The organism is Chitinophaga terrae (ex Kim and Jung 2007) (assembly GCF_900107795.1).
In the GTDB taxonomy this organism is placed as follows: domain Bacteria; phylum Bacteroidota; class Bacteroidia; order Chitinophagales; family Chitinophagaceae; genus Chitinophaga; species Chitinophaga terrae.
On the sequence record NZ_FNRL01000033.1, the window covers coordinates 55,245 to 70,208 of the forward strand.

16 protein-coding genes are annotated in these 14,964 nt (G+C 45.1%); 9 read left to right on the plus strand and 7 right to left on the minus strand.

Translation table 11 applies throughout. The annotated features are described in order from the left end of the window. The first annotated feature begins 2 nt into the window (after positions 1-2). Complete coding sequence (locus BLV62_RS24735; RefSeq protein ID WP_089765275.1) at positions 3-1,463, plus strand: Ig-like domain-containing protein; 1,461 nt, start codon at positions 3-5, stop codon at positions 1,461-1,463. Between the two features lie 36 nt (positions 1,464-1,499). Then, the gene (recR, locus tag BLV62_RS24740; RefSeq protein ID WP_089765277.1) at positions 1,500-2,120 is read left to right on the plus strand and encodes a recombination mediator RecR; all 621 of its coding nucleotides are present in this window, start codon (positions 1,500-1,502) and stop codon (positions 2,118-2,120) included. 84 nt (positions 2,121-2,204) lie between these two features. Here recR and BLV62_RS24745 read toward each other — a convergent pair whose 3' ends face one another. Further along, positions 2,205-2,411 carry a hypothetical protein gene (locus BLV62_RS24745; protein ID WP_089765279.1) on the minus strand — a complete coding sequence of 69 codons (207 nt, stop codon included), beginning with the start codon at positions 2,409-2,411 and terminating at the stop codon, positions 2,205-2,207. Between the two features lie 398 nt (positions 2,412-2,809). Between BLV62_RS24745 and BLV62_RS24755 the strand changes: the two genes are divergently transcribed. The 6 genes from BLV62_RS24755 to BLV62_RS24780 all read left to right on the plus strand — a co-directional run bounded on the left by BLV62_RS24755 (position 2,810) and on the right by BLV62_RS24780 (position 8,580). Then, positions 2,810-3,823: a homocysteine S-methyltransferase family protein gene (locus BLV62_RS24755; protein WP_089765283.1), complete on the plus strand. Its 1,014-nt coding sequence runs from the start codon at positions 2,810-2,812 to the stop codon at positions 3,821-3,823. Positions 3,824-3,840: 17 nt separating this feature from the next. Then, positions 3,841-6,606 carry a methionine synthase gene (gene metH / locus BLV62_RS24760; protein WP_089765285.1) on the plus strand — a complete coding sequence of 922 codons (2,766 nt, stop codon included), beginning with the start codon at positions 3,841-3,843 and terminating at the stop codon, positions 6,604-6,606. Between the two features lie 54 nt (positions 6,607-6,660). Next, positions 6,661-7,425, plus strand: coding sequence for an exodeoxyribonuclease III (locus tag BLV62_RS24765; RefSeq protein WP_089765287.1), 765 nt, complete (start codon positions 6,661-6,663; stop codon positions 7,423-7,425). Positions 7,426-7,432: 7 nt separating this feature from the next. Further along, positions 7,433-7,735 (plus strand): DUF4286 family protein, encoded by a 303-nt coding sequence (locus tag BLV62_RS24770; RefSeq protein ID WP_089765289.1) that lies wholly within the window; start codon positions 7,433-7,435, stop codon positions 7,733-7,735. A gap of 316 nt (positions 7,736-8,051) precedes the next feature. After that, positions 8,052-8,321, plus strand: coding sequence for an HU family DNA-binding protein (locus tag BLV62_RS24775; protein ID WP_012788562.1), 270 nt, complete (start codon positions 8,052-8,054; stop codon positions 8,319-8,321). 154 nt (positions 8,322-8,475) lie between these two features. Next, a complete protein-coding gene (locus BLV62_RS24780; protein WP_089765291.1) occupies positions 8,476-8,580 on the plus strand; it encodes a 30S ribosomal protein THX in 105 nt (34 codons plus the stop codon). 75 nt (positions 8,581-8,655) lie between these two features. On the opposite strand, the gene pdxH is transcribed toward BLV62_RS24780, so the two are convergent. Further along, the gene (pdxH, locus tag BLV62_RS24785) at positions 8,656-9,303 is read right to left on the minus strand and encodes a pyridoxamine 5'-phosphate oxidase (protein ID WP_211117959.1); all 648 of its coding nucleotides are present in this window, start codon (positions 9,301-9,303) and stop codon (positions 8,656-8,658) included. Positions 9,304-9,377: 74 nt separating this feature from the next. Between pdxH and BLV62_RS24790 the strand changes: the two genes are divergently transcribed. Further along, positions 9,378-10,484, plus strand: coding sequence for a DUF3298 and DUF4163 domain-containing protein (locus BLV62_RS24790; RefSeq protein ID WP_089765293.1), 1,107 nt, complete (start codon positions 9,378-9,380; stop codon positions 10,482-10,484). Positions 10,485-10,662: 178 nt separating this feature from the next. Here BLV62_RS24790 and pyrH read toward each other — a convergent pair whose 3' ends face one another. The 5 genes from pyrH to rplM all read right to left on the minus strand — a co-directional run bounded on the left by pyrH (position 10,663) and on the right by rplM (position 14,438). After that, positions 10,663-11,376, minus strand: a complete 714-nt coding sequence (pyrH, locus tag BLV62_RS24795; protein WP_089765294.1) for a UMP kinase — start codon at positions 11,374-11,376, stop codon at positions 10,663-10,665. Positions 11,377-11,565: 189 nt separating this feature from the next. After that, positions 11,566-12,390, minus strand: a complete 825-nt coding sequence (tsf, locus tag BLV62_RS24800; protein WP_089765295.1) for a translation elongation factor Ts — start codon at positions 12,388-12,390, stop codon at positions 11,566-11,568. Positions 12,391-12,515: 125 nt separating this feature from the next. Further along, positions 12,516-13,499: a 30S ribosomal protein S2 gene (gene rpsB, locus BLV62_RS24805; RefSeq protein WP_089765296.1), complete on the minus strand. Its 984-nt coding sequence runs from the start codon at positions 13,497-13,499 to the stop codon at positions 12,516-12,518. A 91-nt stretch (positions 13,500-13,590) separates the two neighbouring features. Continuing rightward, positions 13,591-13,980 (minus strand): 30S ribosomal protein S9, encoded by a 390-nt coding sequence (gene rpsI, locus BLV62_RS24810; RefSeq protein WP_089765298.1) that lies wholly within the window; start codon positions 13,978-13,980, stop codon positions 13,591-13,593. 14 nt (positions 13,981-13,994) lie between these two features. Continuing rightward, a complete protein-coding gene (gene rplM / locus BLV62_RS24815; protein WP_089765300.1) occupies positions 13,995-14,438 on the minus strand; it encodes a 50S ribosomal protein L13 in 444 nt (147 codons plus the stop codon). Positions 14,439-14,964 lie beyond the last annotated feature (526 nt).

A 14,964-nucleotide genomic window follows, 5' to 3' on the forward strand; every position in this document is an offset into this window, starting at 1 on the left:
CCATGAATCAATTTTTCAGGAGCTGGACATTCTGGCTGATGTTTATTTTCGTTTCGGTTTTATTTACAAGATGCGCCAATATAGTTCCGCCAAGCGGCGGCCCTAAAGATACCCTGGCGCCGGTATTGCTGAAATCCACCCCTCCGGATTCATCGCTGCATTTCGACAGTAAAAAAGTGAATTTCATTTTTGATGAATATATAGAGTTGGATAATGTAAACGATAAACTGATCGTATCTCCCACCCTGGCCAGGCAACCCATCGTAACTGCCAAGTTGCATACCCTGACCATAGAGATCAAGGATACGCTGAAACCTAATACCACTTATACTTTTAACCTCGCAGATGCGGTAAGGGATATCAATGAACGGAATGCAATTCCTGATTTCCAATACGTGGTTTCGACAGGCGACTACCTTGACAGCCTGCAGGTGACAGGCACCATTATCAATGCCGAGTTGGGAACTCTCGACAGCAACGTGGCCGTAATGTTATACCGTGGCCTTGAAGATTCTATCGTTACTAAGGAAAAACCTGTATACTACGCCAAATCGAAAGGCGATGGCTCGTTCAGGTTTAAGAACCTGGCGCCGGGCACATACAAGATATTTGCTTTGAAAGAAGAAGACAGGGATCTTCAATACAGCCAGCCTTCTGAACAGATTGCCTTCATCGAAGCTCCTATTGTACTGGAAGATAAAAACATTTCAGGCGTTAACATGCTGTTGTTCATGGAAAACGACAGTACAATAAAGCCTGCGCCGGAGTTTGTGGATTCTACGGAGGTACAGCAGGAAGAAGACACAGAGAAGAAGAAAAAGAAATTGCCAAAGCTCGCTGCCACCGCTCAGCTTAATAATGGCCTGCAGGAATTGCCGGCGCCGTTGAAGCTCACCTTCAGCCTGCCGCTCCGCAACCTGGATAGCAACAGGATTATACTGGGAGAAGACAGCGCCTATACGCCTGTTACTTTTACCAGCACCATGGACTCTACAAAAACCTCTTTATCTATTGGTTATCAATGGAAAGAGGGCAATCCATACAGGTTGATCATTCCGAAAGACGCCGCCACCGATACTGCCGGTCAGCAGATGGCAAAAGCGGATACTATTGCCTTCAGGACCAAGAAGAGCAGCGACTATGCCATCTTCACGGTTACGGAGCTGAACATCAGCGACAGCGCCAGACAGGCCATCAACGATACTTCTATGCATTACGTGGTGCAGCTGGTACAGGATAAGACTATCAAATATTCAGGTACTATTGTGAACGGAAAATGGAGTCAGCGCTTTATTACACCGGGCGAGTATGAGATCAGGCTGCTGTTGGATAAGAATGGCAACGGGAAATGGGATCGGGGCAGTTACTTCAAAGATCCTAAACGACAACCCGAAAGGGTGATCGTTATTGAGAAAGTGAATCTCAAAGCGTATTGGACAGTACCTAAGAAAATCAGCATCTGAGGCCAGGGTACACTGCATTATTAGTAACTTTGTAATATGGTTTTTTCGTCTGCATTAATAGAAAACGCGGTAAATGAGTTTGCCAAATTACCGGGTATCGGTAAAAAAACGGCCCTTAGGTTGATCTTACATTTATTAAAGCAGGATACCGCACAGGTGCAACAGTTCAGTGATGCTATTGCACGTATGCGCCAGCAGATCAAATTTTGCAAAGTATGCCATAATGTATCAGACGCAGATACCTGCGGCATCTGCAGCAATCATTCCCGGCAACGGCAGGTGGTTTGCGTGGTCGAAAGCATCCGGGATGTAATGGCCATCGAAAATACCCAGCAATTCAATGGTTTATACCACGTGCTGGGAGGCATTATTTCGCCGGTTGACGGGATAGGACCCGATCAGCTCAATATTCACTCGCTGGTTGAACGCGTTCAGCATCAAGGTGTTGAAGAGGTTATTATGGCGGTTAGCCCTACCATTGAAGGAGATACCACCATCTACTATCTTTCCAAAAAGTTGAAAGACTGGCCTGTTAAGATCACTACTATTGCCAGGGGAATTGCCTTTGGCGGCGAGCTGGAATATGCCGATGAAATGACGCTGGCAAGGTCTATCAGTAACCGGCTCCCTCTTGAAAGCTACGTCCAGAACAAATAATCTTTATTATATACAAAAAAATACGGGTGCTCAACAGCACCCGTCTTCGTTTAACCTGTAATTCCACGTTATGAAAAAGGTTGATCAGCGCTTCTCCTTCTCAGCAGAAGGCTGAAATAATGTATGGTTGGTTTCTGATTGTTGTTGCAGTTCTTTCCACCGCTGCATTTCATACTTGTTGATAAAGCATACCTTGAATACTTCCGGCTGGCCGCTGTTGGTTGGTACCGGTTGAAGACCCAGGCTGGCCAGGTGTTTATGCAGGGTATGGATGTGTTCTGATATTGTCATATCTGAATCAGTTTTGTTGTAATAAATGTTAAGCAGAACTTAATGACAATAAATTCTCAATTGCAGCAGCAATTCGATGAGGTGCAGGCGGAGGGCTGGTGGGTGGCCATGGCCATATATATCATTATATTTCTATCACTTTGTTGCATGTCTTACTATTACCCTACAAATATAATAGACTTTATAGACTACCGCCAAATTAATTTTATATTAATAACTAAAATCTATATTAAAAGATAAAGATATAGGTAGACAAAAGAAGTCCCGGGAACCCGCTCCAACTGGCATAAAACCTAAAAATAGCGGGGAAAGAGTTATATTTGTAAACTCTTCGGGGTGGATTTGTTTATTGTTCGGCCCCGGTGTTTAAACGTAACTAATAAACATCAAAGCTAATTATGAAATCTTTACAAGACTGCGCCAATGAGCGCATACTGATCATTGACGGTGCTATGGGCACCATGATCCAAAGATATAAACTCCAGGAAGCAGATTACAGAGGGACCAGATTTGCCAACTATCACAGCGATCTTAAAGGAAACAACGACTTGCTCAACCTCACCCAGCCGCAGATCATTGAAGCTATTCATAAAGAATACCTGGAAGCGGGAGCGGATATTATTGAAACCAATACTTTCAGTAGTACCTCTATTGCCATGGCCGACTATAACATGCAGGAACTGGCCTACGAGCTGAATGTTGAAGCCGCGAAGATCGCCAAACGCGCGGCTGCCGAGTATACTGCAAAAAATCCTGACAAACCAAGATTTGTAGCCGGCGCTATCGGCCCGATGAATAAAACGCTGTCGCTCTCCCCGGATGTGAATAACCCGGGATTCCGCTCCGTATACTTCGACGAGGTAGCCGCTTCCTACCAAGAGCAGATCAGGGGGCTTTCTGACGGCGGGGTTGATATCCTGCTTATAGAAACCATCTTTGATACGCTCAACTGTAAAGCCGCCATCTATGCCATCAGGAAATATTTCAGGGAATCGGGCAAGCCAATGCTGCCTATTATGATCTCGGGAACTATCACAGATGCTTCGGGCCGTACCCTCAGTGGCCAGACCCTTGAAGCATTCTACATCTCCGTGATGCATGCCAACCCATTCTCTATTGGCCTGAACTGCGCATTGGGCGGTCAGCAGATGAGACCTTATGTAGAAGAGCTGTCGAATATCGCCAGTTGCTATGTGAGCTGCTACCCTAACGCCGGTTTACCTAACGCCTTTGGCGAATATGATGAGGAGCCTGAAGACACCGCCTGCATTATCGAAGATTTTGCAAAATCAGGGTTCGTTAATATCGTTGGTGGCTGCTGCGGTACAACGCCAGACCACATCCGTCATATTGCTGAACATGTAAAAAACATCAAACCTCGTCGGAAACCGGAATTAGCGGCCACCATCTAACCAGCTTTACTGTCATCATGAACGATACTTTAACTAATACGACCATCGACAATAATAATGTGAACGAAACAACCGGGAATGAAAGAAAAGTGATCAAACCCTTTCTCCGCCTGAGTGGACTCGAACCCCTGGTTGTAAGGCCTGAAACCAATTTCCTGAACGTTGGGGAACGTACCAACGTAACAGGATCGAAGAAATTTGCACGGCTGATCAGGGAAGGGCATTATGAAGAAGCCCTGTCGGTAGCCCGGCAACAGGTAGAAAACGGCGCCCAGATACTGGACGTGAACATGGATGACGCCCTCCTCGATGGCGAAGTAGCCATGACCACCTTCCTGAACCTGCTGGCAGCTGAACCGGATATCTCCCGTATCCCTGTTATGATCGACTCCAGCAAATTTTCCGTGATCGAGGCAGGTTTGAAATGCGTGCAGGGAAAATGTATTGTCAACTCTATCAGTTTAAAGGAAGGTGAAGCCAAATTCATTGAACAGGCCAACATCTGCAAGGATTATGGCGCTGCGGTAGTGGTAATGGCCTTCGACGAACACGGGCAGGCTGATACAGAAGACAAAAGGGTTAACTTCAGCTACCGTGCCTACAAGATCCTTACTGAAAAAGTAGGTTTCGACCCACAGGACATCATCTTCGACCCTAACATTTTTGCTATTGCAACAGGGATAGAAGAACATAATAACTACGCTGTAGAGTTTATCAATGCCACCCGCCGGATCAAAGAACTGATGCCGCTGGCTAAGGTAAGCGGCGGCGTAAGTAACGTATCCTTCTCTTTCAGGGGTAATGAACCTGTGCGTGAAGCCATGCACTCTGTATTCCTCTACCACGCTATTAAGGCGGGTATGGACATGGGTATCGTTAACGCGGGTATGCTACAGATCTATGATGATATAGAACCGCAGCTCCGTGAGCTTTGTGAGGATGCCATACTGAACAGAAGAGAAGATGCAACTGAAAGATTGATCCAGTTTGCAGAAACAGTTAAATCCAAGGGCAAGGTTACTGAAAAGGATGAAACATGGCGACAGGGAACTGTAGAGGAAAGGTTAAGCCACGCGCTTGTAAACGGGATCACTGATTATATTGACCAGGATACAGAAGAAGCAAGGCAAAAATACCCACGCCCCCTCGATGTGATCGAAGGCCCCCTCATGGCTGGTATGAACATCGTGGGCGACCTGTTCGGCAGCGGAAAAATGTTCCTTCCACAGGTAGTAAAGAGCGCCCGTGTAATGAAAAAGTCGGTAGCGATCCTTACACCTTATATAGAAGAGGAAAAACTTCGTATACAGGCCGAACAAGGCGGCGAGATCAAAAACGCCGGTAAAATACTGCTGGCCACTGTAAAAGGCGATGTACACGACATCGGTAAGAACATCGTAGGGGTAGTATTAGCCTGTAACGGGTACGAGATCATTGACCTGGGTGTAATGGTGCCTGCAGAAAAGATCTTGCAGACTGCCCGGCAGGAGAAGGTTGATATAATAGGACTAAGTGGCCTGATCACTCCAAGCCTCGACGAAATGGTACACGTGGCGCGGGAACTGAAACGCCAGGATTTTGATATCCCGCTGATCATTGGCGGCGCCACTACCTCCAGGACGCATACGGCTGTTAAGATCGCACAGGAATACGAACATGGCGTGGTACACGTACTGGACGCCTCCCGAAGCGTAACCGTAACAGGAAGCCTCCTGAACAAGGCCCTGAAACCTGATTTCCTCGAAAGCATCCGTAAAGAATACCAACAGCTGAACGAGGCATTTAAGAATAAAAAACAAACCAAGCAATTCCTACCAATTGCCGAAGCACAGCAGAATAAATCGGCGATTGACTGGGATAATTTCAAACCGGTTAAACCAAAGTTCCTGGGAGTAAAGAAATTCGAATCTTATGACCTGGCGGAAATTGCGGCCTATATAGACTGGCAACCTTTCTTTATCGCCTGGGAATTGCATGGCAAATTCCCTCAGATCCTGTCGGACGAGGTAGTGGGAGAAGCCGCTACCCGCTTGTATAAAGATGCAAAGGGGCTGCTCGATAAAATCATTAAAGAGAAATGGCTGACGGCAAACGCTGTTATAGGGCTGTTTCCGGCAGTAAGAACAGCAGCTGATACCGTGCAGGTAAGTCCTGAAAAAGGCGGTATCGTGAACCTCGAATTCCTTCGCCAGCAGCTGAAGAAAGCTCCCGGGCAGCCTAACTTCTCACTGGCCGATTTCATTGCGCCGGCAGAGAAAGGCTATACTGATTATATAGGAGGCTTTGCGGTAACTACCGGTATAGGCATAGAGAAATGGCTGGAGAAATTTGAAGCAGAACACGACGATTATAACAGCATTATGCTGAAAGCACTGGCCGACAGGTTAGCAGAAGCCTTTGCAGAACTGATGCACGAGAGGGTTCGTAAAGAGTTCTGGGGTTATGCATCCGACGAACATTTCACCAATGAAGAGCTGATTAAAGAGGCTTATAGTGGAATACGCCCTGCTCCAGGATACCCGGCATGCCCTGATCATACCGAGAAGTATAAGCTTTTCGATATGCTGGATGCTACCGCCAATACAGGTATTGAGCTGACCGAATCGCTGGCCATGTACCCCGCTTCCAGCGTGAGCGGCTGGTACTTTGCCAACCCGGAAGCCAAGTACTTTGGTTTGGGTAAAATCGAGAAAGACCAGGTGACAGACTACGCCGCCCGGAAGGGGTGGACGGTAGAAGAAGCCGAACAGTGGCTTCGTCCGAACCTGGAATATGATATTTAAAATTTCGTTCTGATCACCGGTAAAAACCGGTGATCTTTCGTTAAAAGCAATAGCATGAGAATCATTTCCTACAACGTAAATGGCCTGAGGTCCGCTATGACCAAAGGATTTACAGAATGGTTACAAACCGATCCCGCCGATATTATCTGCCTGCAAGAGATCAAAGCGCATAAGGAGAACATTGACTTCCAGCAATTCGAAAAGCTGGGTTATGAGCATTACTGGTTCCCCGCCCAGAAGAAAGGGTACAGCGGAGTGGCTGTTCTGACCAGGATTCAGCCTGATTTCGTACAATATGGAAGCGGGCATGAACAAAGTGATCTGGAAGGCCGTTTTATCAGGTTGGATTTCGGTGATATTACACTGATCAATACCTATTTCCCTTCAGGAACAAGCGGAGACCTGCGCCAGACCTATAAATATCAATGGCTGGAGGAGTTCTTCACTTACCTGCAGGAAGTGAGAAAAACAAGGCCTAACCTGGTTGTATGCGGCGATTATAATATTTGTCATAAGCCTATCGACATTCATGACCCGGTGAGCAATAAGAATTCTACAGGCTTTTTGCCGGAAGAAAGGGCCTGGATGGACCGCTTCTTTGAAAACGGATTTGTTGATAGTTTCCGCCATTTCAATACATCCCCGCACCAGTACAGTTGGTGGAGTTTCCGGGCAAATGCCAGGAATAATAATAAGGGCTGGCGTATTGATTATATTAACGTGACCGAGCCCCTGAAAGAAAAGTTAAAACATGCCGCTATTTACCAGGACGTGAAGCATTCGGATCATTGCCCGGTATTCGTGGAACTAACCCGTTAATAATCTCATGATCATATACAATATAACAGTGAAAGTGGCCACAGAAGCCAATGAAGAGTGGTTAAAGTGGATGAGGGAAACGCATATTCCCGAGATGATGGCAACAGGTCTTTTTACAGAACACAGGATGAGCCGACTACTGGAGCAGGACGACAGCGAGGGACCAACCTATGCTATCCAGTTCTATACGGCTACGGCGGAAGACTACAATATCTTTCAAAGCAGGCACCAGCGTGCCCTGCGGAAGAAAGGATACGACAAGTTCGGCGATAGATTTATCGCTTTTACAACCGTTATGGAGGTCCTTTAAGTAAGGCATCTTTACTAAACTTATCCACAGGAAATCCACTATTTTCGGGGTGTCGGCCCTCCAACACAATACCTGCGCAAAAGCACCGTTTATAGCTAAATATCAAGCAAATGTGCCACTGTTCTATATTTCAGGCTTTTTTGCTAAAGCCCGAAGTATTAGCAATCAGGTGACCAATCTGCTGTAACCGTTACCAGTAGCGTTTTTCAGCCGATAAATTTTTCTATAAAAAACACGTGAAAAATTTGGTAATCTGATAAAACGCGCTATATTTGCTCACATCAAACATTTTTTCACTAGTTAAATCTTACTAACTATGAACAAAGCCGAATTAATCGACAAACTTGCTAAAGATGCAGGTATCACTAAAACCCAAGCTAACGAAGCTTTGGACTCTTTCACTAAAGCTGTTGCTGATACCCTGAAAAAAGGTGGTAAAGTAACTTTAGTTGGTTTTGGTACTTTCTCCGTATCTAAACGTGCTGCACGTAACGGTAGAAACCCACAAACCGGCCAGATCATCAAGATCAAAGCTAAGAAAGTTGCTAAATTCAAAGCTGGTAAAGCTTTATCCGATAAGCTCTAATCAGTTAGCACAACTTATTCAAGCAAGGAACAATTATGTTTCTTGCTTTTTTATTTGTGTAAAGTCGATAGGCTACGCTATTTGGAAGATTTACATTAATTTGCGGGACGATAACATCCTATATTAACAATCAACAAACTTCAATTTATTCGTTATGGGTAGAGGAGATATTAAAACCAAAAAAGGTAAGATCAGCAACAAATCTTTTGGTAAAGTTAGATCTTCCAAGACAAGAAAAAAGTCTGCGCCAAAAGCATAAATATTTTTTGGAATCAACAGCTGACGGATGTAGCACCATTATTAGTAATGATACTACATCCGTTAGTTTTTTATATCAAGGCGCCAACCGCGCTATAGTCCAGTTACCTTCAGGCGTGATGGTATACACAATACGATCATGCAGGCGGCTGCTCCTACCCTGCCAGAATTCGATCAACGTTGGCCTAACTATATAACCTCCCCAATACTCCGGTCTTACCGGCTCCCTGTCTTTAAATTCGTTTGTCACCCTTTCTACCTGTTGCTCAAGGAAAAGACGATCAGGGATCACTTTGCTCTGCGGCGAAGCAATAGCGCCAATACGGCTGCCGAGCGGGCGGCTGTTATAATACTGATCACTCTCGGCCGCTGAAGCTTTACTAACCGTACCCTCTATACGAACCTGGCGTTCCAGCTCCTTCCAGAAGAACAACAGGCACACATGCGGGTTCTCTGCCAGCTCCTGCCCCTTGCGGCTTTCATAGTTCGTAAAGAACATAAATCCTTCCTCATCATAACTCTTCAACAATACAATCCTTGCCGATGGCCGGCCATCAACAGTACTGGTAGTCAGTGTCATTGCATTCATTTCATCAATCTCACTCTTTTCCGCATCTTTCCACCATTTATCGAACTGCGAGAAAGGACTGGGCGCCACATCCTCTTCATTCAGGGAAGCCTGTATATAATCTTTCCTCAGCGCTGCAATTTGTTGGTTCAACATGGTCTTAATTATTTATAAACTCAAAGGTATGCAAGGATAATAGTAATTTTGAAGTACCTGATATAAATCATACTATGAAAAGAGTTTCACTACTGGCCCTTACCCTGTTGGTTGCATGCTTTGCCTGTCAGAATTCCCCGAAACATGAGGCAGCAACAACGAAAGATGTTGTTGTACCACTTGTATCTTCCCCCCTGTTTTATACTCAGTTGAAGGGCAAGATAGGAGAAAGAGCTATTACTATGCAGCTAATGAAAACAGCCCCACACCTGCTGCGCGGGTACTTTTGCTATGATAGTATCGGTAAGCCCATCGCCGTTTGGGGAACACTGGATTCAGCGCTTGTAAATGTTTATGAAGAAACTAACACCGATGAGGACAGGTTGTTCAGCGGTTACCTGTCGGACGATGGAAAATTTAAAGGCGTGTGGCATGGCGACGGTACCTCCTTCCATTTTGAGCTGCACACCGACCTGAAGAACGCAGTACCGTTAAAGGTCTTTTATGCCATCGATTCTGCCAGGCTATTGCCTGATTTCGAGAAGTCTCCAATGGGCACGGTATCCAACAGCCTTATCTGGCCGGATTCGACAGTAGACCCGGCGGTCGCTTCTTTTATTATTCAGCAGGTAACGGACGGGAAAGGAAATGATCCGGCAACTTTTCTGAAGAGAAGCATTGACTCTTTTGTGCTGGCATACCGGATCTCTGCAAAGGGAGTGGATACCAGTGAGCTGAAGGAAGAAAATGGGGGGGGCATGTCGTGGAATTGGACTGCCGACAGGGATATCAAGGTCGTATATAACACCTGGCCGTTGCTGGTAATTGAGAAATATGGTTATGATTTCACTGGCGGCGCGCATGGCAATTGGGGAGCGCGGTATCTTACACTGGACCTTTCCAAAAAGAAAGTGGTAAAGCCTGCGGACATTTTCAGGTCGGGCTACCAGGAAACTGTGAGTAATTTATTGGATAAGGCGTTCAGGCAGAAATTCCACCTGAACGATGATGAAGCGCTGGATCTGCACCTCCTGGTAAAAACCATTCCGCCTAATGATAATTTGATAGTTACAGATAAAGGCGTTTGCTTTAGTTATACGCCGTACGAAGTTGGTCCGTACGCTATGGGTCAGATCACCCTTTTTATTCCATTTACGGAGCTTAAAGCCGTATTAAAATAACTATTTCACGCAAAGGGGCAAAGTTTGCAAAGAGGCGTAAGATTTTTTAAAGGGAAATAAGGAAAATAAGAAGCGAAGATTACGTTGTATTATATAACATAATCTTCGCTTCTTATTTTCCTTATTTCCCTTTAAAAAATCTTACGCCTCTTTGCAAACTTTGCCCCTTTGCGTGAGACTACCCCTTTACGAGGGTGCCCACGTTTTTGCCCATGATCACGCTGAGGAGGTTGCCCTGGCGGTTCATATCAAAAACGATGATCGGCAGTTTGTTTTCCTGGCAAAGAGTGAATGCGGTCATATCCATTACGTTCAGTGATTTTTGGTAAACTTCAGTGAAGGTGATGGTTTCGAAGCGGGTTGCTGTTTTGTCTTTTTCCGGGTCGGCAGTGTAAATACCGTCTACCCTGGTGCCTTTGAGGATCACATCGGCCTGGATTTCGATGGCTCTCAGGGAGGCGGCGGTGTCTGTGGTAAAGTATGGGTTACCGGTACCTCCACCGAAGATCACTACCCTGCCTTTTTCGAGGTGACGGATAGCGCGGCGGCGGATATAAGGTTCGGCAATTTGCTCCATTTTGATTGCGGATTGCAGACGGGTGTAGAGGCCTACTTTTTCCAGTCCGCTTTGCATAGCCATTCCATTGATCACTGTGGCCAGCATTCCCATGTAATCTCCCTGTGCTCTTTCGATGCCGGTATCAACTTCATTCATACCGCGGTAGATGTTTCCACCTCCGATAACGATAGCTACCTGTACTCCAAGGTCTGTAACTGCTTTAATGTCGTACGCATACTGTGCTATCACTTTTGGATCAATACCATAATTTGCATCCCCCATCAGGGCCTCTCCGCTCAATTTGAGCAAAATACGCTTATACTTTGGCAACATGACGCTATAAAATATTGTAAGATGTAGTTCTTAAACTGGTTACGGCATTCTAATATACAACTAAAATGCAGAATGGCAGGTACCGCTAAAAAAAATGCGTATAACTCCCTATAAAAAATTAACCTGCGAGGGTTAGGAACAAAAAAAAGGAGAGAATTTTATTCTCTCCCTTTTTTCAATATGATGATATTAACCTAAAGCGATTCGCTTAAAGCCAGTAACCTTCAGGTCTGCATCTACAGACTTCAGGTAGTCGGCAACGGATTTGTTGCTGTCTTTAACGAAAGCCTGTTGTAACAGGGTGCTTTCTTTAAAGAATTTATTCACTTTACCGGCAGCGATCTTTTCAGCCATTTCAGCTGGTTTGCCTTCTGCTTTCACTTGTTCAACTGCGATTTCTCTTTCGCGGGCGATGATATCAGCAGGTACGCTTTCAGCATCTACAGCGATTGGGTTCATTGCGGCAATTTGCATTGCTACGTCTTTACCTACTTCAGCAGAAACTGGTTTGCTGAAAGCAACGAGTACGCCCATGCGGTAGTTACCGTGGATATAAGCGGTTACGCCGCCAGCTTCAACGAATTCGAATTTATTCAGGGTGATCTTTTCACCGATCTTAGCTACCTGATCATTTACTTTATCAGCAACTGTAGCGCCATCCAGGGAAGCGGCGTTTAATGCATCCAGGGTTTTGATACCGTTAGCCAGGGCCAGGTCAACGATTGACTGGGCAAATTTCACGAAATCTTCGTTTTTGGCTACGAAGTCGGTTTCGCAACCCAGACCAACGATAACGCCGGATTTACCATCAGCTGAAGTTTGAGCGATGATAACGCCTTCTTTGGTTTCGCGATCAGAACGTAAAGCAGCTACTTTCTGACCTTTTTTGCGCAGGTAATCAACTGCTTTTTCGAAATCACCATCGCTTTCTACGAGTGCCTTTCTGCAATCCATCATACCGGCACCAGTTTGCTGACGCAGTTTGTTTACATCAGCCGCTGTAATTGTTGCCATGAGCTATAATTAGTTTATGTAGTTTAAATTATTCAGAGTTCTTATATACGAGTTACGAATTACGAGTTTGCAGAGGAAATGATTCATCGGCAAACCTGTAATTCGTAACTCATAACGGTAATAAATTATCTAGGACCGCCGCCTGGTTTTCTTGGACCGCCGCCGCCAGCACCGGAAGGACGACGTTGACCGCCACCTTGACCGCCACGGTTGTTTCCACCACTACGGTTAGCACCGCCCTGGCCGCCCTGGCCACGGTTGCCACCGCCACGGTTGTTGTTGCCAGCGCCCTGGCCTGGACCACGACCGCCGCCGCTCTTACGACCTCTTTCGCGATCTTCACCGCCTTCGATGTCGAATTTGCGTGATTTATCGTCTGTTTCTTCTTCTTCTACTTCTTCTTCATTTTTCTCAGTAGCTCTTTCAGACAGACCTTCAGCGATTGCTGCGCAGATGTAGCTGGTAACGATAGCGATAGATTTAGTAGCGTCATCGTTCGCAGGGATAGCGAAATCTACTTTGGTAGGGTCAGAGTTTGTATCCACCATACCGAAGGTAGTGATACCCAGGCGTTTTGCTTCTGCCAGTGCAATGTGTTCGTGGCTGATATCTACCATAAATAAAGCAGCAGGAACGCGTGCCAGCTGGGCGATACCACCTAACACTTTTTCCATTTTTTCTTTATCACGGCTTAAAGTCAGACGTTCTTTCTTAGTAATGTTATCGAAAGTACCATCCTGCAGCATTTTTTCAATGCTCTGCATTTTCTTCACACTCTTACGGATGGTAGAGAAGTTAGTTAACATACCACCTAACCATCTTTCGGTTACGTAAGGCATGTTGATGTTACGTGCAGCATCGGCAACGATTTCTTTCGCTTGCTTTTTGGTTGCAACGAACATGATCTTTTTACCGCTTTTTGCGATAGATTTCAGGGCAGCTGCCGCTTCCTGTAAACCTTCAACGGTTTTATTCAGATCGATGATATGAATACCCTTCTTTTCTGCGAAAATATAAGGCAGCATTTTTGGATTCCACTTTTTCTTCAGGTGACCGAAGTGAACACCTGCCTCCAGTAACTGCTGCTGCAATGAGGTATTATTTTCCATGTTTATATTGCTCAATTATAAGGATCAAATAATGTTTAGCTTTCGGTATCCGGTGAATAAACCAGCACCAATCGCCAGTAACTCAAAAATATTAGCGTTTAGAGAACTGGAAGCTTCTTCTAGCTTTAGCTTTACCTGGTTTCTTACGTTCAACACCTCTAGGATCGCGTTTCAGCAGACCTGCAGCTTTCAGAGCAGGACGGAACTCGATATTCACTTCGCATAAACCACGAGCGATACCCAGTTTAATTGCTTCAGCCTGACCCTTGATACCACCGCCTTGTGCGTTCACTTTCACATCAAATTTGTCCAGCGCATCAATAGTTTTTAAAGGCAGTTCCACCTGGTTTTGCAGGTAGATCAGAGAAAAGTATGATTTATAATCTTTGTCGTTAACAGTAATGTTACCGGTACCTTTAGTGATATACACGCGGGCAACAGCTTCTTTACGACGACCAATTGTATTTTTTTGCTTTTCCATGTATCAGAGAAAAATTAGAAAGTTAATGGTTTAGGTTTCTGAGCAGCATGTGGATGTTCTGCACCTGCATATACAAATAATTTTTTGTACATCGCACGGCCCAAACGGTTTTTAGGCAGCATACCTTTCACAGCTTTCTCGATCAGCACCTCTGGACGGCGACGGATCAGGTCCTTAGCCAGCTCAATTCTCTGACCACCTGGATAGCCAGTATAGTGAATGTATTCTTTCTCCTCCATTTTATTGCCAGACAGCACAATCTTGTCTGCATTGATTACGATGATATAATCACCACAATCAGTATGAGGCGTATAGTAAGGCTTGTTTTTGCCTCTTAAGATAGCCGCCATCTTAGCAGCAGCTCTTCCGAGCGTCAGGTTAGTAGCGTCTACTATATGCCACTCGCGCTTTACGTAAGCGTTGTTAGCTGATTTAGTTTTGAAACTTAATGTATTCATTGTTGTATACGATAAAATGTTACGTCTTGTAAACAATCATCCCCTTAGAGGAACGCAAAGGTACATTGCACAATGTGAATAACCATACTTTTTGGGCACTTTTTTATAAGGTACCTTTGTAATTGATTGATTTACAATAAAAAATTTGTATGAAAGTTATTAACAACGGGGAAAAGAACTCATTTTACCCAAATCGAGTAGGAAGTGAGGGATTATTTCCCTCACTGTCCTCTCACACCACCGTACGTACCGGTCTGGTATACGGCGGTTTGTTAGAATAATTTAATCTGACTTTTTGTTTTCAGATAATAGCGTTCGTAAAATCCGACATAGCCTTCTTTCCTAAAGTATGCGTTGGTGAGGGTTCTGCATAGTATCGGACTACGAGCCGCACGGCTGTAACCTATACTCGTTTTGCTCCACATCCTTGCGTAATACTTTGATAAGCCAAGTTTTATAAGATTACGGTACCGGTTACGGATGGTTTTCCATTGCTTCCAGATACATATGCGCAGACGATTGTAGA